Origin of the sequence: Streptomyces sp. NPDC046261, assembly GCF_040646235.1 — a bacterium.
In the GTDB taxonomy this organism is placed as follows: Bacteria; Actinomycetota; Actinomycetes; order Streptomycetales; family Streptomycetaceae; genus Streptomyces.
Genome location: NZ_JBEYZU010000033.1, coordinates 1 through 23862, shown reverse-complemented (window position 1 = coordinate 23862; position 23862 = coordinate 1). Strand labels below are relative to the sequence as shown.

Here is a 23862-nt window from a genome sequence, read left to right as displayed (position 1 = left end):
GGTCCCTCACTCCCCCGCCGCGGGCCGGGGCACCACGAAGGTGAGCGCCAGCAGGGGCCGGGTGCCGTCGTTGCGCAGGGTGCCCGGCGCGGCGGCGTCGTGGACAAGGCACTGTCCGGTGTCCCAGGGCACCGGCCGGTCGTGGAGGCTGACGTGGCCGCCGGCCGGCACCCGCAGGCCGAACAGGACGCGCAGGGTGTCGCCGCCGGGTGGGGCGGCGGTGTGCCGCGTGCCGCCGGGCGGCAGCACGATCAGCTCGGCCCGGCCCTCGGCGCCGGTGGCCTCGGGGATCGCGTCGATCAGGCCGGTGGCGAGGGGGAACGTCTGGTACGCGGCGGTGGTCCAGGCGCCGTCGGCGAACAGGACGGCGCCGTCCGGCGCGTTCTCGGCGACGGCCGCGTCCTCGGCTTCGGCCAGCAGCTTGGCGTGGTTGTCGCGCAGGACGTCGGTGAACCAGAACGCGCCCGCGTCGTGCACGGCCGCGGACGGGGCGTCCCGCCGGGGCGCGGCCGCGATGACGGCGCGCAGTTTGTCGGTCTCCTCGATGCGGCTGCGCTCGGTGCGCAGGAACAGCGCGTGGTCGGCGAAGGACTTCTCCCGTGTCATGCGGTGGCGCTGGTAGGTGGCGTCGAAGGGGGCCTTGTAGTCCTGGTAGTGCCGGTGTTCGACGAGGACGCCGGGTACGGGGTACAGCCGGCGCAGCCGGTCGGCGATGTCGAAGACCCATTTCTCGACCTCCCACTGCTGGAAGATCGTGGGGGTGAAGTAGCCGAGCGTGTCGTACCAGGGCCTGGTCAGGATCGGGAAGTCGCAGGCCCCTTCGGGGTACTGGCCGTCGTCGAAGTACAGGCACAGCACGCCGTCGGGGTGCAGGGCGGTGAGCTCGGTGATGCGGGTGTCGAGGCGGGCGTCCCAGCCGTAGTCGATGTAGAGCTGGTCGTCGTTGGCCATCATCAGGGCGTCGCCGCTCGCGTGGGCGGCGAGGTGGTTCCAGGCGTGGGGTACGCCGACGGGATCGCCGACGTGCAGGGCGCACCGGCCGATGCGGCCGAAGCGCCAGCGGGCCCGTTCGAACAGGTCCTGGTAGGCGGCCAGTTCGGGGTCGTCGGAGTCGACGTAGAACAGGGCCTCCACCCGTCCGGGTGCGGCCGCGGTGCGGGCGACGCTGTCCAGGAAGCGTTCGACGTTGCCGACGCGCTCGCGCGTGGGGCACAGCAGGGACAGCGTCCTGGGCGGGGCGGCGGCGTGGTGGGCGCCGGAGAACGGGAAGCGCAGCCGGGAGATCCTGCGGCGCGGTTCCAGGCGCAGGGCGTGGTCCAGCGCCTGGCGGGCGCGCAGGCTGGCGTTGACGACGGACACCACCCAGGCGTGCTGCCCGTCGGGGGCGCGCAGCGCCCGGGTGGCGACGTCCTGCAGTTCGCGGCCCCGGTAGCGGGCGGCGTGGCCGAGCAGGAGCCGACCGAGGTCCCTGACCGGTTCGCGCTCAGCCATCGAGGCTCCCGGACGCGGCCTTGACCTGTCGCTCGATCCACGGGTAGGTGCGGGCCAGGCCGTCCGCGAGGGAGGTTTCCGGTGCCCAGCCGAGGAGCCGGCGGCAGCGGGTGTTGTCCGAGCTGCGGCCGCGCGGTCCGACGGGGCGGTCGGGGGCGAAGGCGCACCGCACCTTCTTCCCGGCGACCTCGGCGATGCGTTCCACGAGGGTGGCGATGTCGACGCGTTCTTCGGAGCCGAGGTTGACGGGCTCGCTCACGTCGGAGCGGGAGAGCCGGATCAGTCCCTCGACGCAGTCGTCGATGTAGCAGTAGGAGCGGGTCTGGGTCCCGTCCCCCCACACCTCGATCTCGCCCTCGTTCCCGGGCAGGCGGGCGATCTTGCCGCAGAGCATGGACAGCGATTTGGCCCGCGGTCCGTCGAAGGTGCCCACGGGTCCGTAGATGGCGTGCAGCCGGGCAATCTTGATGTCCGTGCCGTGGCTCAGGCGGTAGGCGCGGCACAGGATTTCGGTGGTGAGCTTCTCCCAGCCGTATTCCATGTCGGGCTCGGCGGGGAAGACCGGCTCCTCGGCCAGCGGGGCGGCGTCGGGCTCGCGTTGCAGGGAGCCGGGGTAGACGCAGGCCGAGGAGGAGTAGACGGTGGTGCGCACGCCGGCCGCCCGGCAGGCCTCGATGGTGTTGGCGGAGATCAGCAGGTTGTCGTGGAGGATCTCGGCGGGGGCGGTGTGGGTCCAGCCGATGCCGCCCATGTTGGCGGCGAGCGCGAAGACGGTGTCCGCGCCGGCGACGGCTTCCGCCGCGCGGGCGGCGTCGCGCAGGTCGGCGATGACGAATTCGGCGGCGGCGGTGGGTTCGTAGTGCGGGTGCACCAGGTCGACGCCGCGGACCCGGTGCCCCTCCCGGGCGAGGCGCCGTACCAGGTGGGAGCCGATGAAGCCGCCGGCTCCGGTCACCACGATCAGTGTCACGGTGTCTCTCCCTCAGTCGTCTGTCGCCGGGCGAGGGCCAGGCGGGTGCGGTCCTCCTCGCGGCGCCGGCCGCGTGCCGTGTCGTCCCGTCGTGCGTGGCCGCGCGCCAGTTCGGCGCGCAGGGCCGGCAGCGGGCGGCCGGGGTCGCCGGTCACCAGCTGGAGGTAGTCGTCGAAGGCGGCGAGCCGCGCCTGGAGCCGGTGGCCGTCGACACGGTGCGGGTCGTAGCGGGCGCGCAGCGCCGGGCTGCCGCCCACGGTGGCCTCCAGGACCAGCGGGTAGCCCTCGTCGACGAGGGCGGTGGGGCGCTCCACCCGCAGTCCGCCCGCCAGATGGCCGTCGGCGACCCAGGCGGGGAAGTTCTCGACGACGAGGATGCTGTCGAAGAGTCCGTCGCCCCAGCCCAGGCCCAGCCCCCGCTCGACGCGGCTGAGCGGCACGTGTTCGTGGGCCCGCAGCTCCGTCAGGTCGCGCTGGAGCCCGTGGAGCCATTGCAGCGTGCTCGTGGTGGCCCCGCAGCGTACCCGCAGGGGAAGGGTGTTGATGAACAGCCCGACGCATTCGGTCACTCCCGGCAGGTCGGCGGGGCGTCCGGCGAGGGTGGTGCCGAACACCACGTCGTCCTGTCCGCAGTGGGCGGCCAGCAGCGTGGCCCAGCCGCCGTGCAGCACGGCGGCCGGGGTCAGCCCGTGCCGGCGGCAGAAGGCGGTCAGCGCCTCGCCGGTGGCCACGGTCAGGCGGTGTTCCCGCTCGGCGCGGCGTACGGCGACGACCTGGCCGTCCCGGCAGCCGGGCCCCGCGACGCGGGAGGGGCCGGGTACGCCGGCGAGTGCGCGCCGCCAGTACGCCTCGTCGGCGCCTTCCCGCCCCGCCAGGCGGTCCAGGTAGTCGGAGAAGGGCGGTCGCCGGGGCGGTGCGGCGGCTCGGCCGGCGCGCAGCCGGGCGTAGCACTCGAGGACGTCGCGCAGGACCAGTTGCTGTGACCAGCCGTCGAGGACGAGGTGGTGGTGGGTCCATACGCAGCGGTACGCGTGCTCGTCCTCCCGGAAGAGGGCGAGGCGGGCGAGCGGGGCGTGGGTGAGGTCGAATCCCCGTTCGCGGTCCGCGTCGAGGAAGCGGTCGAAGTCCCCGGCACGCTCGGCCGGGGTCCGCTGCCGCCAGTCGGCGCTCTCCAGGGGGATGCGGGCGGCGGGGTCCACCACCTGGACGGGCAGGGGCCGGTCCGCCCAGCGGAAGGCCGCGCACAGCGCCGGGTTGGCGCTCACCACGGCCTGCCAGGCGTCGTGGAACGCGTTCTCGTCCAGCTCTCCCGTCAGCCGGCAGCAGACCTGCACCACATAGGCGCCGGGGGTGCTGCCGCCGGCGGAGTGGTAGAGCATGCCCTGCTGCATGGGGGTCAGCCGGTGTTCGGTCCGCGGGCCCGCGGGGGCGGGGTCGGCGGCCGTGGGTCCGCTCACCTCCGTGGCCCGTGCGGCCACTTCGGCGAGGGTGCGTGCCTCGAAGAGGTCCTGGGCCTCGACGCCAAGGCCCGCCTGGCGGGCCTTGGCGACGATCACGATGGCGTGGATGGAGTCGCCGCCCAGCGCGAAGTAGTCGTCGTCGAGGCCGACCCGGTCGGCCTCGAGCACCTCCTGCCAGACGGCGGCCAGGACGCGCTCCGCCCCGGTGCCCGGCGGGCGGTGGGCGGGCCTCGCCGCCGCCGGGTACGCGTCGTCGCCGGCGTAGGTGTCGGCGTCGGGGTCGGCCTCGGCCTCGGCGAGGTCTTCGGTGACCCAGCGGTCCAGCAGGGCACGCTGGGCCGGGGAGAGCCTGCCGATGCGTTCGTCATGCTCGGACATCGTCACCTCCTGGTGCGCATCCCTGGACGGATCCGCGTGCGGTGCCGTGCCGCAGGGCCGCGGCGGCCTCGGCGTCGGACAGTTGCTCGACCCGGTCCAGCAGCTCGGCCAGCCGCCGTGCCCGCCCGGTCGCGGGCCGGGCCGGGTCCGGCAGCCTGGCGTGGTCGACCTTGCCGCCCGCCGTGACGGGCAGGGCCGCGAGCCGCACCAGCTCGGCGGGGACCGCGTACGCGGGCAGCCGGGCGGCCAGCGCCGCGGTCAGCTCGCCGGCGGCCGGGGGCGCGGCCGGCTCGGCGGGCACCCAGTACGCGACCAGCCGGCGCCCGCCGCCCGGCGCGGCACGGGCCACCACGGCCGCCTCGCGCACCCCGCGGTGCGCGGTGAGCGCCTGCTCGACCTCGCCCGGTTCGACCCGGTGGCCGCGGATCTTCACCTGCCGGTCGGCGCGCCCCGCCAGGAGCAGCCCGCCGTCCGGCAGGTGGCGGGCGAGGTCGCCGGTGCGGTACCGGCGGGCGCCGTGGCCTGCCGGATCGGGCACGTAGGCGGCCGCGGTGGCCGCCGGCCTGCCCAGGTATCCCCGGGTGACGCCGGCACCGCCGACGTACAGCTCGCCGAGCACCCCTGCCGGTGCCCGCACCCCGTCCTCGACGACGCAGGCGCTGAGTCCGCCGATGGGCCGGCCGACCGGTATCGGTGCGTCGCCGGGGTCGCCTTCGACCCGGTGGGCGCAGCAGCCGACCGTGGTCTCGGTGGGCCCGTACTCATTCACGAGCGTCGCGCCGGGCGCGACGGTACGCAGGGCGCGCACGTGACCGGCGTGCAGGGGCTCGCCGCCCACCACGACGGTGCGCAGGTGCGTCGGCCGGGTCAGCTGGTGGCCGAGCGCGGCGAGGTGCGCGGGGGTGATCTTGAGCAGGGTGTGGTGGCCGTCCGCCAGCGTCTCGCCGAGCGCGCCGGGATCGTCGGAGGCGACCAGCCGCACCCTTCCGCCGGCGACCAGCGGTGCCAGCAGCGCGGTGACCGTCAGGTCGAACGCCAGGGAGGAGTGCACGGGTGATTCCGTCTCCTCGTCGATGCCGTAGGAACGGGCCGCCCAGTGCAGGTAGTTCACCAACGCGCGGTGCGGAACACCGATGACCTTGGGCGTGCCGGTGGAGCCGGACGTGGCCATCACCGAGGCCAGGCTCTCGGGGTGGACCCGTGCGGGAGGGACCGGTTCGCCGAGGTCGTCGGGGGCCACGACGGGCAGGCCGCACGCCCGTAAGGGGGTGTCCAGGTCGGCCGGCAGGACGAGCAGCCGCCCGCCGGCCTCCGCCAGCACCTGGCGGTGCCGCTCCGGCGGGTGGGAGGGATCGAGCGGGAGGCAGGCGGCTCCGGCGTGGAGGATCGCGAGCAGCGCCACGACGGTGTCGGTGCGGCGCCGTGCCCACAGTCCGATGACGGTCTCGGGGCCCGCGCCGGCGTTCCGCAGCGTCGCGGCGAGGCGGGCGGCGCGGTGGGCGAGGGCGCCGTAGCCGGTCTGTCCGGCCTCGTCGCGGACCGCGATCCGGTCCGGGGCGCGCCGGGCGCACGCCGCGAACAGCGCGTGCACGGATTCGTCCGCGACGTCCGCGGCCGCCGGGGGGCCGGCGTGGTCCGTCAGCGGGGTGTCGCGGTACGGCCGGTGCGGCGTGGTGGCGGCGGCGCGCAGGGCGCGGCGGTAGTACGCCGCGATCTCCTCGGCCTGGGGGGCGGGGAGTTCCCGGGGGTCGGACTCCAGCAGCAGGCGCAGCCCGCCGCCGTCCGTGGCGTCGACGTTGAAGTGCGCGGTGAGCGGCACGTACGTCTGGTCGGGGGCCCGCAGGTCGGAGACCACCATGCCGTCCCGGCCCGCCAGTTCGCGGTAGAGGCGGAAGTGGGTGTAGACGAAGAGGGTGTCGAAGAGTGCGGCCGCCCCGAGGTCGCGCTGTGCCTGGGCGAGCGGGTAGCGGCGGTACCGCCCGGTGCGTGCCTCGGCGGTGTGGGCCGCGCGTGCCAGGTCCGCCCAGGTTCCGCCGTCCACGCGCTGCCGCAGCGGCAGGATGTTGTTGAACACCCCCACCATCCGGTCGCCGTCGTGCCGTTCCGGACGGCCGTTGGTCTCGAGCCCGGTGATGACGTCGGCGGTGCCGGACAGGGCCCGGACGACGCGGAGGTGGACGCCGAGCAGGACGTGCTTGAGCCCGACGCCGAGTTCGGCCGCGAGCGCCGACAGGCCCTCGCTCACCGTGGTCTCGACGGGGACCACGTGGCGGTGCTGGCGGATTCCGTCCGGCCCGGGCGGCGGGACGGGGCGGCGGGGCAGGCGGCTGGGGCGGGCGCCGGCCAGCTCCGCCCGCCAGAACGCGCGGTGTGCCGGGTCGCGCTGGGCGGCCCGCTCCAGGGCGACGAACTCACGGTAGGAGGTGAGGGGCGCCCGGGGTTCGTGCCGTTCGCCGCGCAGCGCCGACCAGTAGTGCGTCAGGACTTCGGTCAGCACGATCGCCACGCACCAGCCGTCGAGGGCGAAGCTGCTCAGCGTGAGCCGGAATCCGGCTCCCGCGTCGTGTGCGGTGAAGCGTGCCAGGGGGCCGGTGGCGACGTCGAAGGGGCGGATGCGCTCGGCCCGCAGCCATGCGTCGAAGCCGGCCGGTGGCGGCATGTCGCGTATCTCGAGCGGCAGCTTCAGCCCGGACCGTACGAGCTGGGTGGGCTCGGGGTAGGTCACGAGGTCGAACGACGAGCGCAGGTAGGGGTGGCGGTCGGCCACCCGGTCCACCGCTTCGGCGAGCAGCGCCCGCCGCAGGGGCAGCGAGACGGCGACGGAGGTGACGTACACCTCGTAGCCGGGGTGGTGGTCACGGTGGAAGAGCAGCGCCCGCTGGGCCATCGACACCGGGTAGGCGTCCTCCAGCCCCGGCACCCCCGCGGCCTGCGGGCACAGCGCGAACGGCTCGGTCACCATGTCCTCGGCCGTGCTCTCCGGCCCTCCGCTGTCCCGCAGATGGGCCGCGAGGGCGCGCACGGTCGGCAGCCGGAGCAGGTCGGTGACGGTCACGGGCAGGCCGGCGGCGCGGCAGTCCGCGACCACCCCGATCGCCTGCACGGAGTCACCGCCCAGGGAGAAGAAGTCCTGGTCCACGCCGATGTCCGGGCGCCCCAGACGCTCGCCCCACACCCGGGCCAGGAGACGCTCGGTAGCGGTGCGCGGCGGCTCCCCGGCGGCCGCGGGCGGCGCGGTGGGGCGGGGCAGCGCGCGGCGGTCGAGCTTGCCGGCGGCGGTGACCGGCAGCCGCTCCACCGGGAGGACGACGGCGGGCACCAGGGCGGCGGGCAGTCGCTCGCGCAGCGCGTCGCGCAGGGATCGCGGCGACGGGTGCCGGCCGGCGGCGTCCTCCCGCGTGACCACGTAGGCCGCGAGGCGCCCGTCGTGCGGGGTGACGGCGGCGTCGGCGACGCCGGGCAGCGCGCGCAGGGCCTCGGCGACCTCGCCGGGCTCGACCCTGACGCCGCCGATCTTGACCTGGTCGTCGGTGCGGCCGCGGAACTCCAGTGCCCCGTCGGTCCGGCGGCGGACGAGGTCACCGGTGCGGTAGCGGCGCCCGCCGCCGGCGGCGGGCAGGAAGCGGGCGGCGGTCAGGGCCGGGTCGCCGTGGTAGCCGCGGGCCAGGCAGGCGCCGCCCAGGTACAGCTCGCCGGGCACCGGCCGGGGCAGGGGCCGCAGCCGGTCGTCCAGGACCTCGGCGGTGGTGTTGGCGATGGGCAGGCCGATCGGCACCGGCCCCGGCTCCGTGGGGTGGCACCGCCAGGCGGTGACGTCCACGGCGGCCTCGGTCGGCCCGTACAGATTGTGCAGGGCGGCGTCCAGCAGCTCCGCGGCGCGGCTCACCGCCCGCGCCGGGAGCGCCTCGCCGCTGCACACCACGCGGCGCAGGGCGGGCAGCCGGGTACCGGCCCGGGCCGCTTCGGTGAGGAAGGGGGTGAGCACCGACGGCACGAAGTGCGCGGTGGAGACGGCCTCGCGGTCGATCAACCGCACCAGGTACGCGGGGTCGCGGTGGCCGCCGGGGCGGGCCTGGACCGAGGTGCCGCCGGCGGCCGGTGGCCACAGCAGTTCCCACATCGAGACGTCGAAGGTCACCGGTGTCTTGTGCAGCACCCGCTCCCCGGGCCCCAGTCGGTAGGTCTCCTGCATCCACAGGACGCGGTTGACGATCGCCCGGTGCGGGACGAGCACGCCCTTGGGGGTGCCGGTCGAGCCGGAGGTGTAGAGGAGATAGGCGGCCTGCTCGGGGTGTACGTCCACGGAGAGGCGTTCGGTTCCGTCGATGCCGTCGCGCACCCGCAGTACGCGCGCGCCGAGTCCTTCCGCCCGGTCGGCTGACGCCGCGTCGGTCAGGACGAGGTCCGCCCCGGCGGAGGCGATCGTCCCGGCCAGCCTGCGGGGCGGGTCCTCGGGGTCCAGGGGCAGCACGGTGGCTCCGGCGTGCAGGACGCCGAGGTAGGCGAGGGGGAGGTAGGGCCCGCGTTCGACGAGTACGGCGACGGGCTGTTCGGGGCGGACGCCCAGCCGGCGCAGCCGGGCGGCGAGGGTGGTGGCCTTCCGGTGCAGGGCGCCGTGGCTGAGGTGGTGTGCGGTGCCGTCGGGGGCGGGGGCGACGACCGCCGTCCGCTCCGGGTGGCGCCGGGCCGTGGCGGCGGCCAGGCCGTGCAGGGAGAGCGCTGGCCGCGGCACGACGGGCCCGCTCGTGTGTCCGGCCCCGGCCGGTTCGCCGGCCGGGGTCAGGCCGATGGCGTCGACGGGGAGGTGCGGGTCCTCGGTGACCGCCCGCAGTACAGCGGTCAGTGCCCGGCCCAGCTCGGCGACGGTGGCCTCGGTGAACAGGTCGGTGCGGTACTCCCACACCCCCGTCAGGCCGTCGGCGGTCTCGGCCATGCTGAGGGAGAGGTCGAGCTGGGACCACCGGCGCGGCAGCGGCACCGCCTCCAGGTCGAGGCCGCCCAGGCGCAGCCGGCCGGCGACGCCCAGGGCGAGGGAGCGGAAGCCGTCGGCCTGTTCGCCGTACTCGCGCTGGAGCACGAAGAGGCTCTGTACGAGCGGTGCCCTGTCCGGGGTGCGGTCCGGTGCGAGCCGGGAGACCAGTGGGCCGAAGGGGTAGCCGCCGTGTTCCACCGCTGCCCGTACGGTCTGCCGGGTCCGGTCCAGCAGCGCCGCGAAGGGCTCCCCGGGCCCGTGGGTGGAGCGCAGCGGCAGCGGGTTCACCAGATAGCCCACCGCGTCCGCCGTGCCGGGGTTCTCGCGCCGGGCGAGCAGGGAGCCCACGACGATGTCGCGCCGGCCGGTGAGCCGGTGGAGCAGCACCTGGTAGCCGGCGAGGAGGGTGGTGAAGAGGGTGGTGTGCCGCTGCCGGGCGAGCGCGGTCAGCCGTGCGGTGAGGTCGGCGGGCAGGGAGAAGGTGTGGGTGGCGCCGGCGAACCGGCGTACGGCGGGCCGGGGGAAGTCGGTGGGCAGGTCGAGGGCGGGCGGTGCGTCGGCGAGCGCCTGTGACCAGTGCGCCCAGGCCCGGTCCGTGGCCGTTTCGTCGAACTCGCGCTCGGCGGCTAGCAGTTCGCTCTGTCCGGGGGCGTCCGGCGGCAGGTCCGCTCCGGCGTGGGCGCGGGCGAGGTCGCGCAGGAGGACGACGAGCGACCAGAAGTCGGCGACGAGGTGGTGGGCGGCGAGCAGCAGGACGTGGTGGCCGTCCCGCCGGTAGAGCGTCAGCCGTACGGGCGGGCCGGCGGCGAGCAGGTCGAAGGGGCGCTCGCCGGCCTCGGCCAGCTGGTCCAGGAACTCCTCCTCCGGGATGCCGGTGGCGTCGAGCACGTCCAGCCGTGGTCCGTCCGGTTCGGTGCGGCATACGGGTGCGCCGTCGCGCAGGGCGAAGCGGGTGCGGAGCGCGGGGTGCCGGCCGACGACGCGGTCGACGGCCCGGGCCAGCGCCGTCTCGTCGAGCGGGCCGTGCAGGGTGAGCGCGCGGACGAGGTGGTAGGCGGCCGCGTGCGGGGCGAGGGCTTGTTCGAACCACAGGGCGCGCTGTCCGTGGGTCAGCGGCAGCCACTGGCCCGCGCTGTCGGCCGGGGCGGGACGGGCGCGCTCGCCGGTGGCGGGGGCGGTGAGCGTCAGCTCGGCGAGTTGACGGTAGGTCAGGTCTCCGAGGAGTGCGGTGGTGGGCAGGGTGACGTCGTAGGCGGCCTGGATGCGGTGGTGCAGGTGCAGGGCGGCGAGGGAGTCGAGGGCGAGGGCGCTCACCGGCTCGTCCAGCGCGGGCGGGTCGCCGGACAGACCGGCCCGGGCGGCGGCGCTGTCGCGCAGCGCCGTGGCGAGCAGCTCCGGGTCGGTGGTCACCGGCAGCGCGTCGTCGGCGTGCCGGGCGGCCGGGCGGATCTCGCCGTGCACGCGCAGCGTCCCGTCCAGGTAGGCCGCGCGGCAGTGCCGGCGCCGTATTTTGCCGCTGGTGGTCTTGGCGGTGCCGCCGCGGCGCAGCACCACGAGCGCGTGCAGGGCGACGCCGTGCCGGGCGGCGATCGCCGCGCGGACCGCCTCGGCGATCGCGGGCAGGCCGGGGGCGCGGTAGGAGGTCAGCTCACAGCACAGGACCAGCCGTTCCTCGCCGCCCTCGGCCACGGTGAACGCGGCGGTGCAGGTGGGGCGCAGCGCCGGGGCGGCCTGCTCGGCCGTGCGTTCGAGGTCGTGCGGGTAGTGGTTCTGGCCGCGGATGACGATGAGGTCCTTGTGGCGGCCGGTGATGAACAGTTCGCCGTCGTACAGGGCGCCCAGATCGCCGGTCCGCAGGTACGGGCCGACCCCACTCTGCAAGCGCGCGTTGAGCAGCCGTCGCGACTCCGCCGGGCGGTCCCAGTAGCCGCGTGCGACGCCGGGGCCGCGCACCCAGATCTCGCCGACCCGCCCGTCGGGGCAGGGCGTCGCGGTGGCGGGGTCGACGACGCACAGCTCGGTGCCGGGGCGGGCGGTGCCGTTGCCGACGAGTTCCGGGCCGGCCGCGCCGTCGGGGGCAGGGCGTACGTGACCGGCGCGCAGGGCGGCGGGGTCGGCGGTGAGGGTGGGCGGGGGCCGGTCCTTGGGGCCGGTGGCGACGAGGAGGGTGGCCTCGGCCAGCCCGTAGCTGGGGAAGTGGGCGCCGGCCCGGAAGCCTTGCGGGGCGAAGCTGTCGGCGAATCGCCGCAGGGTGTCCGCCCGGACGGGTTCGGCGCCGTTGTAGGCGACCCGCCAGGACGACAGATCCAGTTCCGCGCGCTCGGCGGCGTCGACGCGTTCGGCGCACAGGTCGTAGGCGAAGTTGGGGCCGCCGCTGGTGTGCGCGCGGTACCGGCTGACGGCGCGCAGCCAGCGGCCCGGGCGCTGGAGGAAGGCCATCGGCGGCATCAGGACCGACAGGGAGCCGAGGTACAGAGGTTGCAGCAGGTTGGCGACCAGGCCCATGTCGTGGAAGAACGGCACCCAGCCCACGAAGGTGGAGTCGCGGTCGTGGCCGCATGCCTCCGCGATGCACCGCTCGTTGGCCAGCAGGTTGCCGTGGTCGACCATGACGCCGCGGGGCCGGCGGGTGGAGCCGGAGGTGTACTGCAGGAAGGCCAGGTCCGCCGGGTCCGTCCCGGGGTCGGTCCACGCGTCGGCTGCGGAGTCGGGCACGTCGGCGGCGTCGAGGCTGGGCAGGCCCGCCAGGCCCGTGCCGCCGGCCGCGAGGGCCAGGGCGGGCCGGGCGTCGGCCCGGATGCCGGCCAGCCGCTCGGCGCCGGGTCCGGAGCGGGGCTCGTCGCAGGGGACGGCGATGGCGCCCGCGTACAGGCAGCCCAGGAAGGACTGCACGTACTGCGGGCCCGACGGGTAGGCGACGAGGACGCGTTCGCCGGCGAGGCCGCGGCCTTGGAGGGCGGCCGCCACGGCGCGGGCCCGCAGGTCGATGCCGGCGAAGGTGAAGCGGACGGTCTCCGTCTCGCCGTCGGGCAGGAACGCGTACGCGGGACGGTCCGGGGTCAGCGCGGCGTGCCGGCGGGCGATCTCCACGATGCCGGTGGCGGGGCTCACTCGGGGCGAGGGCATGGCTCCCCTTCCTGCGGCGGCGTCGCGAGCTCCATCGACTCGGCCTCGGTCAGGGCGCTGAGGATCGCCTCCCGCTCGGCGCGGCGGCGGAAGTCCTCCACGGTCGCGGCGAGCGCGGCGATGTCGAGGGCCTGGTAGACGCGGCGCACGGGCAGGTCGACGTCGAACTCCTCGACGACCCGGGAGTGGAACTGGGTGACCATCAGCGAGTCGCCGCCCAGGTCGAAGAGGTTGTCGTGCACGCCGATGGTCTCCGGCTCCGTCTTGAGCAGCGCGGCCAGGAGGCGGGCGAGGGTGCGCTCGGTGGCGGTGCGCGGGCGCTGGCGGTCCGGGCGGGGGCCGCGGGTGGTCGCGGGGTCGGGCAGGGCCGCGAGGTCGAGTTTGCCGTTGCGGGTGAGCGGGATCTCCCCGAGGGGGACGACCACGGCGGGGACCAGGTACCGGGGCAGCCGTTCGGCCAGGTAGGCGCGGAGCCCGGCGGCCTCGCACGGGCCGTCGAGGACGGTGTACGCCACCAGGTACCGCCGGTCGCCGTCGGCGTGGGGCACGACCACGCAGGCCCGTACGGCGGGATGGGTGAGGGCGGCGGCCTCGGTCTCGGCGGGCTCGACGCGGTATCCGCGCAGCTTCACCTGGGCGTCGCGGCGGCCCAGGTAGGCCAGTTCGCCGTCGGGCAGCACGCGGGCGAGGTCGCCCGAGCGGTAGCGGCGGGCGCCCGTGCGGCCCGGGGTGTCGTCGGGGACGAAGCGGTCGGCGGTCAGGCCCGGCCGTCCCAGGTAGCCGCGGGCCAGTCCGACGCCGCCGATGAACAGCTCGCCCTGCCCGCCGGGGCCGGCCGGGCGGCCGCGGGAGTCGAGCACGGCCGCGCGCGCTCCCGGCACGGGCACGCCGATGGGGCTTCCCGTGCGGTCGGCCGCGGTGAGCCGGCGCGCGGTGACGTGGACCGTGGTCTCGGTGATGCCGTACATGTTGACCAGTGCGGGCCGTTCGTCACCCATGGCCTCCCACCAGGGGGCCAGCCGGGCCGGGTCGCAGGCCTCACCGCCGAGGACCACCAGTTCCAGTGCGGACGCGGGCGCGCGCGCCGCGGTGGGCATGAGGTGGTGGAAGGCGCTGGGGGTCTGGCCGGCCACCTCGACGCGCTCGTCGCGGAGGGTGTCCCACAGCTCGTCCGGGGCGCGGACGACGTCCGGGGGGACCATGACGAGCCGGCCGCCGGTGGTCAGCGCGCCCCACACCTCCCAGACGGAGAAGTCGAAGGCCGGGGAGTGGGTCGTCGCCCATGTCCGGGGGCCGTCCGAGGCCGGCAGGACGTCGCGGCACGCCTCCAGCAGCCCGGTGATGTTGGCGTGGGTGACGAGCACGCCCTTGGGCCCCCCGGTGGAGCCGGAGGTGTAGACGGCGTAGGCCAGGTTGCCGGGCCGGGCCGGGCGGCCGGTGGCCGCGGGGGTGTCCGCGGCGGGGGTGGCGGTGACGTCGATGCGCCGCGCGGGGGGCAGTTCGGTGTCGGAGACGACGAGGGACAGCCCGGCGTCCGCGGCGACGGCGGCGCGGCGCTCGGGCGGGTCGCCGGGGTCGAAGGGCAGGTAGGCGGCGCCGGACTTGAGGATGGCCAGGGCCCCGACGACCCACTGCGGGCCGGCCGGCAGGCACAGGCCCACCAGCTGTTCCGGTCCGGCGCCGTGGGAGCGCAGTACGGCCGCCAGCCGGTCGGCGCGCGCGTTCAGCGCCCGGTAGCTGAGCTGGGCACCCCGGCAGGTCACCGCGACGGCGTCGGGGTGGCGGGCCGCCGCCTCCTCGACGAGCCGGTGCAGGCACGCGCGTCCTTCGCGTTCCGCGTGCCGGGGGCGGGGCAGGCGGCGTGCGGCGGCCCGGCGCAGCACGCTCTCGGCCGGGGCGCCCGGTGCGGCGACGGAGCCCGCGAGGACGTCCCGCAGCCGGGTGAGGATCTCCGCTGCCGCCGGCTCCGCCAGCCGGGCCGGGTCGTACTCCAGCTCCAGGCCGATGCCGTCGGCCTGTTCGGTGGCGGTCAGCGCGAGCGGGAACTTGGGGGCCACGCTCGGCGCGGGCAGCACGTGCACGTCCAGGCCGGGCAGGTCCACGGGGGTGCGGGGGGTGTTCTGGAAGGCGAACGACACCGCGAACAGCGGGTTCTCGGCGAGGGTGCGCTCGGGCCGCAGCGCCTCCACCAGCCGCTCGAAGGGGACGTCCGGCCCGTCGAGCGTGTCCTGGAGCTGCCGCTGCGCCTGGGTGGCGAGCCCGGTCAGGGTGGTGGTCCCGTCCGTCGTCAGGCGTAGGGGCACGATGCCGGCGAAGCAGCCGATCAGCGGTTCCAGTTCGGTGCGTGGCCGGCCGGCCACGGGCACGCCGACGACCAGGTCGCGCTGGTCGGACAGGTCGGCCAGGGCCGAGCCGAACGCGGCGAGCAGCAGGGAGAACACGGTGGTGCGGGCCCCGCCGCCCAGCGTCCGCACCCGCGCGACGAGGTCGCCCGGCAGCCTGGAGCGCAGGGCCCGGGCCGGTGCGTGCGCGGGTTCGGCGGGTGCCGGGCCGAGGAGGCCGAGCGTCGGCGGGGCGCCGGTGAGCTGCCGGACCCGGTGGGCCAGGTGTTCGGCGCGGGCGGGCCGTGCGGCCTCCGCGCGCTGCCAGGCGGCGAAGTCGCCGTAGCGCAGCGGCAGTTCGCCGAGGGCGTCCGGGGTGCCCGTGGTGTGCGCGCGGTAGAGGGCGCCCAGTTCGCGCAGGAGGATGTCCAGCGACCAGCCGTCGCTGGCGATGTGGTGCCGGGTCAGCAGCAGCCGGTGTTCGGTGGGGGTCAGGCGTACGAGCAGGGCGCGGATCACCGGCCCGGTCGCCAGGGCGAAGGGCCGGCGGGCCTCCTGCGCGGCCAGGCGCGTGAGGGTGGCGCCCCGGTGGGGTTCGGGGAGCGCGCCGAGGTCGGCGAGGGGCAGGGGCGGGGTGCGGAACGGTTCGACGACGGGCCGCGGCCGGCCGCGGCTGAGGGCGTACCGGGTGCGCAGCACCTCGTGCCGCCGTAGCACCTGGCCGAGGGCGTCGCGCAGGGCGGCCGGCCGCAGCGGGCCGTGCAGGGCGATCTCGAGCGGGATGTTGTAGGCGCTGTCGTCCGGGTGGAACTGGTGGAGCAGCCACAGCCGTTCCTGCGCGAAGGACAGCGGTGCCGGCCCGTCGTGGCGCGGGATGCGGTGGGCGGCGCGCAGGTGGGCGAGCAGCTCCTCCCTGCGGGCGCGGATCACCGCGAGCAGCTCGTCGGTGAGCGTGCCGCGGGGGGCGCGGCAGCGGAGCCGGTCGCCGTCCACGGTGAGGGTGACCTGTCGCCCGCTGAGCTCCGTGAGGAGGTCCGCGATGCTGGACGCGGTCATAGCAGCACCTCTTCCTGGCCGGTGGGTCCGTCCGGCCCGCCGGGCCGGTCGACGGCGGCGGCCAGCGCCGCCACGGTGGGCTCGGCGAACATGCGGGCGAGCGGGATCTCCACGCCGTGGGCGTCGCGCAGCTGGGCCAGCAGGCGCAGCGCGAGCAGCGAGTCGCCGCCGAGGGCGAAGAAGTCGTCGGCGACGCCGACCTCGTCGAAGCCGAGCAGGTCGCGGAACCAGTCGGCGATGCGGCGCTCGGTGGGTGTGGTGGGGGCTCGGTAGGGGGTCGGCAGGTGGGCGCGGTCCCGGTCCGAGCCGCTGATCCTCAGCTCGCGCAGGGCGGCGAGGTGGTCGTCGGTGGTGTACGCCTCGTGCCGGGCGAGCAGCTCGTCCAGGTCCTGGGTGGAGATCACCACGCCCGGGCCGGTGCCGGAGGCGAGCAGCCGGGCGAACAGCTCGACGCCTTCCCTTGGGGTGAGGGCGCCGAGCAGGTCGCCACCGGGCCGTACGGGCAGGTCCGCGCCGGTGCCGTAGCGCTCGGTGAGCCGCCGCTGCGCGGTGGCCCACATGCCCGATTCCCGCCAGTCGGTCCAGGCGATCGACAGGGTACGCCCGGGGCGCCGGGCGGCGCGGTGGGCGGCGAAGGCGTTGAGGAACTCGTTGCCCGCGACGTAGCCGACCTCGCCGAACTTCAGCTTGTGCAGCACCGTGCCGATCGAGGAGCACAGCACGAGGAAGTCGGGCTCCCGGCCCGCGAAGACCTCGTCGAGCACGAGGGCGCCGGTCAGTTTGGCGGCGACGGCGGCGTCGGTGGCGGCCCGGTCGCGGCGCTGGATCATGCCGGCGGTGTCGGGGGTCCCGGCCGCGTGCACCACGCCGCGGACGGGCCCGTGGTCGCGTTCCACCTCCGCCACCAGCGCGTTCATGGCGCGGTGGTCGGTGATGTCGGCCCGGCGCACGAGGACGGTGCCGCCGGCGGCGGTGATTCGGCGCAGCCGCCGGACGACGGCCGCTTCCGGGTGTCCGCCGGGCAGGTCGTCCCATTCCCCGGGGGCGGGGAAGGGCCGCCGGTGGGTCAGCACCACGGTGGCGGGGGTGCGGCCCAGGTACTCGGCCAGGTGCAGCCCGATCCCGCCGAGGCCGCCGCACACCACGTAGACGCCGTGCGGCCGGACGCCGGCAAACTCCCCCACCGGGGGCAGGGGTTGGCGGGTGTGGCAGGGCGTGAAGCGGCGCCGGCCCCGGTAGGCGGTGACGGTGCTCTCGCGGGCGGTGCGCAGTTCCGCGACGACGAGGCCGGCCAGGTGGTCGGCGTCGATGTCGGGGGGTACGTCCATGGCGGTGCAGGCGATCCACGGGTACTCCCTGGGGATCACCTTGGCGGCGGCGGCCACGGTGGCGTGCTCGGGGTGCGCCAGGTCGTCGCCGAGCACCTCCTGCGCGCCGGTGGTCACCGCGACGAGCCGGACGGGTCGCCGTTCCTCCCGCGCGCCGAAGGCCCGGGCGAGGTGCAGCAGGCTGTGCAGGCCCGCGTTCTGCGCCGCGCGGACGGTGCCGGCCGAGGCGGCCCGGCCCCGGCGCCGTGCGTCGTGCAGCGGCCACAGGTGGACCGCCAGGCGGGTGTGGTCGCCGACGAGTTCGCGGTACTCCCGCGGGGTCGGTGGCTCCGCGCCGCCGACGGTGGTCACCGCCACGCCGAGGGCCTCCAGCCGGCCGGCCACGGCCTTGGCCGCTTCGCCGTCCCCGAACAGCAGGCACTCCCCCGCCACCTCCGCGGCGGGTGCCGGAGCGGCGTGCCGCCAGCCAGGCGCGTAGCACCAGGTGCCGACGTCCCGCGTCGCCGGCTCGCCCGCCCGGCGGGCGAGTACGAGCGCCGCGTCGCGTGGGCCGGTGGCGGGCACGATCACATCGGTGGCCCGGAAGTCCTGCCCGTCCAGCAGCGCCTGCCAGCCGTCCGCGTCGAGCAGGGGGCCGTGGACGCGCCGGTCGGTGGAGCTCCACCAGCCCGACGTCAGGCCCCAGATCATCGTCAGCCAGGGGTCCTGGGCGGTGGTCTCGATCAGGGCGAGGGTGCCGTCCGGGGCCAGCAGCGACCGCAGGTGGCCGAGGGTGGTCCGCAGGTCGGCGGTCGCGTGCACCACGTCGAGGCCGCATACGAGGTCGAAGTGCTCGCCGGCGAAGCCCTGCCCGCCGGGGTCGCGGGCGATGTCCAGGACGCGGGTACGGACGAAGTCCAGGCCGCGCCGGGCCGCCTCCTCAGCCAGCCGCGTCACGAACAGCCGGGAGATGTCGGTGGCGTGGTACTCGAGCCTGCCGGGCGCCCGGCCGACGAGGGCCCGGGTGAGGTTGCCCTCCCCCGCGCCCACCTCCAGGACCCGCAGCGGACCGTCGCGCTCGGCCGCGAGCCGGTCGAGCAGCGACCCGGTCAGCTCGGTCAGCCGGCCGGTCGCGCGGTGGTCGGCCGTGCGCTCCCCCAGCGTGCGGCGCAGCAGTTCGCCGTCGCCCGCCGGGTACAGGACGTCCAGCGCCGCGCCCGGGGTGGACAGTGCGCGGGGGTAGGCCCGGGCGCAGTGCGTGAGCAGTTCCACCAGTCCGGCGAAGTCCGGGTGGGCGCCGACGACTTCCGCGGCGACGGCGTCGGCGGCCTCGGCGGGCGCTTCGCCGGCCATGGTGCGCAGGAAGTCGGCGAACCGGCGGAACTCCGGCAGGACGCCGCCCGGTCCGGGCCCGGTGGCGAGGTGGTCGCGGGCGAGGGCGGCACACAGCCGGTTCAGGCCCGTACGCAGCCCGGGCCGGTCGTCGATGCCGCGCGGTCCGGCGGCACCGGTACGGAGTTCGGCGCGCAGGGCGGCGGCGAGGTCCGCCAGGGCGGGAGGTTCCGCGCCCGGGGCGGCGAGGCCGGCGGGAGGCGTCGGGGCCAGGGCCCCGGTGGTACCGGCGGGGATGCCGTCGGGGGCCGTGCCGGCCCGGGGCGGCGCGGCTGTGGTGCCGGTGTCCGTGTGCGGCAGGGCCGGAGCCGACTGAGCCGGGCGCGTGGCGGCCGTGGCGGGCGCCCTCCCGGCCGACGTGCGGTCGGCGGGCACGGCCGGCCGGTGCGGCGCGGCGGCCCGGCCGGTGGCGGCAGGCGTGCCGTCCTGCGTCGCCTCCACCCAGTGCCGGGCGCGCTGGAAGGGGTAGCCCGGCACCGTGGTCCGCCGGGGCCGGTGGGGGCGGTGGAACTCCGTCCAGTCGACGTCGCAGCCGGCCCGCCACAGTTCGGCCACCGCCCGCGTCAGGGAGGTCGCCTCATCGCCTGCCGTCAGGCAGCGCACCGTGCGGTGCCGGTCGTCGAAGCCGGATGCGCGGCGGGCGAGGGCGGTCAGCCCGGCTGGCGGGCCGGTTTCGAGCAGGGCCACAGGGCCGAGGTCCAGGCAGCGCCGCAGCGCGTCGGCGAAGCGCACGGGCCGGCGCATGTGCTCCAGCCAGTAGGCGGGGGACGCCACCCGCGCGTCGGCCCAGTCGCCGGTGAGGGAGGAGACGTAGCGCAGCCGGGGCGGGCGCAGTTCGACGCGTTCCAGGACCGCCCGGAAGTCGTCGAGCAGCGGTTCGACGGCCGCCGAGTGGAAGGCGTGGTCGGTGGCCAGGACTGTGGTGTGCACGCCCCGGCCGGCGAGCAGCGCGGCCAGGGCCTCCACCGGCTCCGGCGGGCCGCCGACCACGCAGCGGTCGGGGGCGTTGAGCGCGGTGATCTCCAGTTCGCCGTCCAGCAGCGGGCGCAGGGCGTCCGCCGTGAGCGGCACCGCGAGCATGCGGCCGGGCGGCAGCCGGTGCTGGGCCGCCGCGCGGGCCTGGACGAGCGTCGCCGCGTCCGGCAGCGACAGCACCCCGGCCAGGGTGGCCGCGACGTACTCGCCGAGGCTGTGGCCGAGCATCGCCGCGGGGCGCAGTCCCCAGTCCGTCAGGGTGCGGGCGAGGGCGTATTCGACGGCGAACAGCGCGGGCTGCGCGGCCCCGGTGTCCTGCGGCCGCGGCGCGGCGCTCACGTCGGCGCCGAGCGCGTCGAACGCCGCCGCGCACGCGTCGAAGTGGGCGCGGAACCGCGGTACGCCGTCGTACAGGCCGCTGCCCGGCAGCGCGGCGCCCTGTCCGGGGAAGAGGAACACCGTTGCCCTGCCCGGGTGGGCGGCCTCGGCGGGCGCGTCGGTCAGCAGGCGCGCGGCCTCGGGCAGGCTGTGGCAGACCACGGCGGCGCGGTGGGGGAAGGCGCGGCGCCCGGCCAGGGTGGCCGACAGATCGGTGAGGCGTGGCGCCGGTTGCCGCGACGTCCAGGCGGCGAGGTCCGAGAGGGCGGTCGTCAGCGCCCCGCGGCTGCGGGCGGAGACCACCAGCGGCATGGCGGCCGCGGCTTCGGGGGCGCGGGACGCCAGGGGCGGGGGTTGCTCCAGGACCACGTGGGCGTTGGTGCCGCCGATGCCGAAGGAGCTGACGCCGGCCCGGCGGGGGTGGGCGGTCTCGGGCCAGGGGATGGTGTCGGCGTTGACGTAGAAGGGGGTGCGGGGGAAGTCGATCGCGGGGTTGGGCGAACGGAAGTGCGGGGTGCCGGGGATGACGCCTTCGCGCACCGCGAGCACGGCCTTGATCAGCCCGGTGACGCCGGCGGCCGCGTCGAGGTGCCCGACGTTGGCCTTCACCGAACCGAGCGCGCAGTAGCCGCTGCGGTCGGTCTGGGCGCGGAAGGCGCGGGTGAGCGCCTCGACCTCGACCGGGTCGCCCAGCCGGGTGCCGGTTCCGTGTGCTTCCAGGGCGCCGACGGTGTCGGCGGGTATCCGGGCCACGGCCAGCGCCTCGGCGACGGCGGCGCTCTGGCCCGTGACGCTCGGCGCGGTGTAGCCCACCTTGTCCGCGCCGTCGTTGTTCACCGCCGAGCCGAGGATCAGCGCGTGCACGCGGTCGCCGTCGCGCACCGCGTCGGCGAATCGTTTCAGCAGGACGAGTCCCACACCGCTGCCGCCCACCGTGCCCCCTGCGCCGGCGTCGAACGGCGCGCAGCGCCCGTCCGGCGCGTAGATGCCGTCCTCGGCGTAGACGTATCCCTGGCCCTGCGGGACCTGGAGCGAGATGCCGCCGGCCAGCGCCATGTCGCACTCGTGGGCGAGCAGGCTCTGGCAGGCCAGGTGCACCGCGACGAGGGAGGAGGAGCAGGCCGAGCCGACCGCGTAACTGGGCCCGGTCAGGCCGAGCTTGTGGGACACGGTGGTGGCCAGGAAGTCCTTGTCGTTGTGGATGAGCAGCGGGAAGCCGCCGAGGAGGCGCTGCGCGGCGCCGCCGGGCAGCACGTTGCGGATGAGGTACGAGCTCAGGCTCGCGGAGAGGAACACGCCGGTCGCCGCCCCGGTCGCCGCCGGGTCGTAGCCCGCGGTGTCGAAGACGTGCCAGGCCGTCTCCAGGCACAGCCGGTGCTGGGGGTCCATGATCGCGGCCTCGCGGGGCGGGTAGCCGAAGAACTCCGCGTCGAACAGCTCGATGTCGCCGAGCACGCCCTCCGCGCCGACGAACCGCGGATGGCGCACCCAGGCGTCGTCGCGTCCGGAGGCGAGGAGCTCCCCGGCGGAGAAGCGGCTGATGGAGTCCTCGCACCGCACGAGGTTGTCCCAGAACGCCTCGACCCCATCGGCGCCGGGGAAGCGGCCGCCCAGCGAGATCACGGCGATCGTCCCGTCCGGCTCCGGCGCCCTCCCGTCCCCGCTCATCGGCGCCCGCCTTCCCGGCGCCGGGCTCCGGCGGCGGCGCGGCGGCGGCCCGCCCGGCGCGCCGCCTCGGCCACGGCGCCGTCCGCGCCCGCGTCGCCCGCGTCACTGTCGACGAACGCGGCGAGCGCGGCGATGGTCGGCAGCCGGAAGACGTCCGCCAGGCGCAGGTCGGCCCGCACGCCGGCGGCCAGCCTGCGGTGCACCCGCAGCAGCGAGAGGGAGTTGCCGCCGGCGTCGAAGAATGCCTGGTGCGTGCCGACCCGTTCGACGCCGAGCACCTCGCACCACACCTCGGCGATCGCCTTCTCCAGGGGCGTGCGCGGCGCGGTGTACGAGCCGCCGGTGCTGTGGTGTCCGGCGGCGAGGCGGGTGAGGGCGGCCCGGTCGGTCTTCCCGTTGGCGGTGTGCGGCAGGGCGTCGCGCACCACCAGTGCGGCGGGCACGAAGACCGCGGGCAGCCGGGCGCGCAGCGCCGTCAGCGTCCGCTCGGGGTCGACGTGTTCGCCCGGCAGTGGGCTGACGAAGGCGACCAGCCGGCGGCTCTCGGGGGTGGTTCCGGCGACGACGACCGCGGCCTCGGCGACCGGCGCGCAGTCCCGCAGCGTGGCCTCCACCTCGCCGGGTTCGATCCGTACCCCGCGGATCTTGACCTGGGTGTCGGCGCGGCCGACGAAGACGAACTCGCCGTCGGGGCGGCGCAGGGCCAGGTCCCCGGTCCGGTAGAGCCGGGAGCCGGGCGGGCCGTAGGGGTCGGGCCTAAACGCCTCGGCGGTCGGCCCGGGCCTGCCCAGGTAGCCGCGGGCCGGGGCCACCCCGCCGATCAGCAGTTCCCCGACGACCGCGCCGGGCACGGGCCGGTCCCAGGTGTCGGCGGTCCACACCCGGGCCGGACCGACGGCGCGTCCGATGGCCGGCGGCCGGGCGTCCCCGGCGGGCACGCGTGCCATGGTGGCGTAGGTGGTGGCCTCCGAGGGGCCGTAGAGGTTGCGGACGACGGCCCCCGGCAGCCGCGCGTACAGCCGCTCGACCAGGTCGCCGGCCAGCGGTTCACCGGCCAGGTTCACCGCCGTGAGGCCCTCCGGCAGGGCGTCGGTGTCCAGGAGCGCGGCGGCGGCGGAGGGGACGGTGTTCAGGAGCGTCGCCGCCGGGGCCCACGGCAGCGTGCCCACGTGGAGGGCGCTGTCGGCGAGCACCACGGTGCCGCCGTGCGCGAGGGGCGCGAACATCTCGAAGACCGACAGGTCGAAGCCGGCCGAGGTGGTGGCCAGGACCGCGGAGAGGTCCCCGCCGCCGAAGGCGCGGCCGGCCCAGCGCAGGAACGCCGCGGCGCTGTCGTGCTGGATCGCCACGGCCTTGGGGCGGCCGGTCGAGCCGGAGGTGTAAAGGAGGTAGGCGAGGGCGCCGGGCCGGTCGGGCCCAGGATGGTCGGCGCTGTCCCCGGCGAGCGCCACCGGTGCCGGACCGTCCACCCGCAGCCGCGGCACACCGGCGGCGGCCGGCAGGTCGTCGAAGCCGGGCCGCTCGGGCCCGGTGTCGTCGGCGCTGCCCCCGGCGAGCGCCACCGGTGCCGGATCGTCCACCCGCAGCCGCGGCACGCCGGCGGTGGCCGGCAGGTCGTCGAAGCCGGACTCGGTGATCAGGAGCGAGGCGTGGGCGTCGGTGAGCATCAGTTGGACCCGCTCCACCGGCAGTCCGGGGTCGACCGGCAGGTAGGCGGCACCGGACTTGAGCACGGCCAGGAGGGAGACGAGCAGTTCCGGGCCGCGCTCCAGCCGGACCGCGACCACGTCCTCGGTGCCCACGCCCGCCCGGCGCAGCCACGCGGCGCGCCGGTTCGCGCGGGCGTTGAGCTCCCGGTAGCTGAGGTGTCCGGTCCCGGCGACCACCGCCACGGCGTCGGGCCGGCGGGCCGCCGTCCGCTCCACCAGCCGGTGCACGGGGCGCTCCGGGTCCGGCCGTGCGGTGCCGGCCGGCACGCTGTCGGCGAGCCGGCGGGACTCCTCCTCCGTGACCAGGGGAAGGCGGCTCAGCGGCACGTCGGGCGCGCGGACGGCGGCCGCCAGCAGCACGCCGAAGTGGTCGGCGAACGCGGCGAGTTCGCCGGGGTGGCCGTAGCCGTGGTCCGCTTCGACGACCAGCTCCGGGCCGCCGGGCGTCTCGGTGGCCGTGACGGCGAGTTCGTACTTCGCGGCCGCGGCGGGCACCGGCACGATGCGGCCGCGCACGCCCGGCAGGGCGGGCGGCGGGGCGGGGCGTTCGTAGGCGAAGAGGATCTGGAAGAGTGGGCTGAGGTCGGGCTCGCGGGGGGGGGCGCCCGCGTCGTCGCGGGAGACGACGTCGTAGGCGGGACACAAGACATATAAACACA

7 protein-coding genes are annotated in these 23862 nt (G+C 76.4%); all 7 read right to left on the bottom strand.

The window, feature by feature from the left end:
- Nucleotides 1-6 precede the first annotated feature (6 nt).
- The 7 genes from ABZ956_RS29920 to ABZ956_RS29890 are packed head-to-tail and all read right to left on the bottom strand — an operon-like array spanning nucleotide 7 to nucleotide 23848.
- Nucleotides 7-1491: an aspartyl/asparaginyl beta-hydroxylase domain-containing protein gene (locus ABZ956_RS29920; RefSeq protein WP_361900445.1), complete on the bottom strand. Its 1485-nt coding sequence runs from the start codon at nucleotides 1489-1491 to the stop codon at nucleotides 7-9.
- Nucleotides 1484-2461 (bottom strand): NAD-dependent epimerase/dehydratase family protein, encoded by a 978-nt coding sequence (locus ABZ956_RS29915; RefSeq protein WP_361900442.1) that lies wholly within the window; start codon nucleotides 2459-2461, stop codon nucleotides 1484-1486. The genes ABZ956_RS29920 and ABZ956_RS29915 overlap by 8 nt, the downstream gene beginning before the upstream one ends.
- On the bottom strand, nucleotides 2458-4299 hold the full coding sequence (locus ABZ956_RS29910) for a condensation domain-containing protein (protein WP_361900439.1): 1842 nt from the start codon (nucleotides 4297-4299) through the stop codon (nucleotides 2458-2460). The genes ABZ956_RS29915 and ABZ956_RS29910 overlap by 4 nt, the downstream gene beginning before the upstream one ends.
- On the bottom strand, nucleotides 4286-12397 hold the full coding sequence (locus tag ABZ956_RS29905; RefSeq protein ID WP_361900436.1) for an amino acid adenylation domain-containing protein: 8112 nt from the start codon (nucleotides 12395-12397) through the stop codon (nucleotides 4286-4288). Before ABZ956_RS29905 ends, ABZ956_RS29910 begins: the two co-directional genes overlap by 14 nt.
- Complete coding sequence (locus tag ABZ956_RS29900; RefSeq protein WP_361900433.1) at nucleotides 12379-15774, bottom strand: amino acid adenylation domain-containing protein; 3396 nt, start codon at nucleotides 15772-15774, stop codon at nucleotides 12379-12381. Before ABZ956_RS29900 ends, ABZ956_RS29905 begins: the two co-directional genes overlap by 19 nt.
- Nucleotides 15771-21494: an SDR family NAD(P)-dependent oxidoreductase gene (locus ABZ956_RS29895; RefSeq protein WP_361900430.1), complete on the bottom strand. Its 5724-nt coding sequence runs from the start codon at nucleotides 21492-21494 to the stop codon at nucleotides 15771-15773. Before ABZ956_RS29895 ends, ABZ956_RS29900 begins: the two co-directional genes overlap by 4 nt.
- Nucleotides 21491-23848, bottom strand: a complete 2358-nt coding sequence (locus ABZ956_RS29890; RefSeq protein ID WP_361900427.1) for an amino acid adenylation domain-containing protein — start codon at nucleotides 23846-23848, stop codon at nucleotides 21491-21493. The genes ABZ956_RS29895 and ABZ956_RS29890 overlap by 4 nt, the downstream gene beginning before the upstream one ends.
- Nucleotides 23849-23862: the final 14 nt, after the last annotated feature.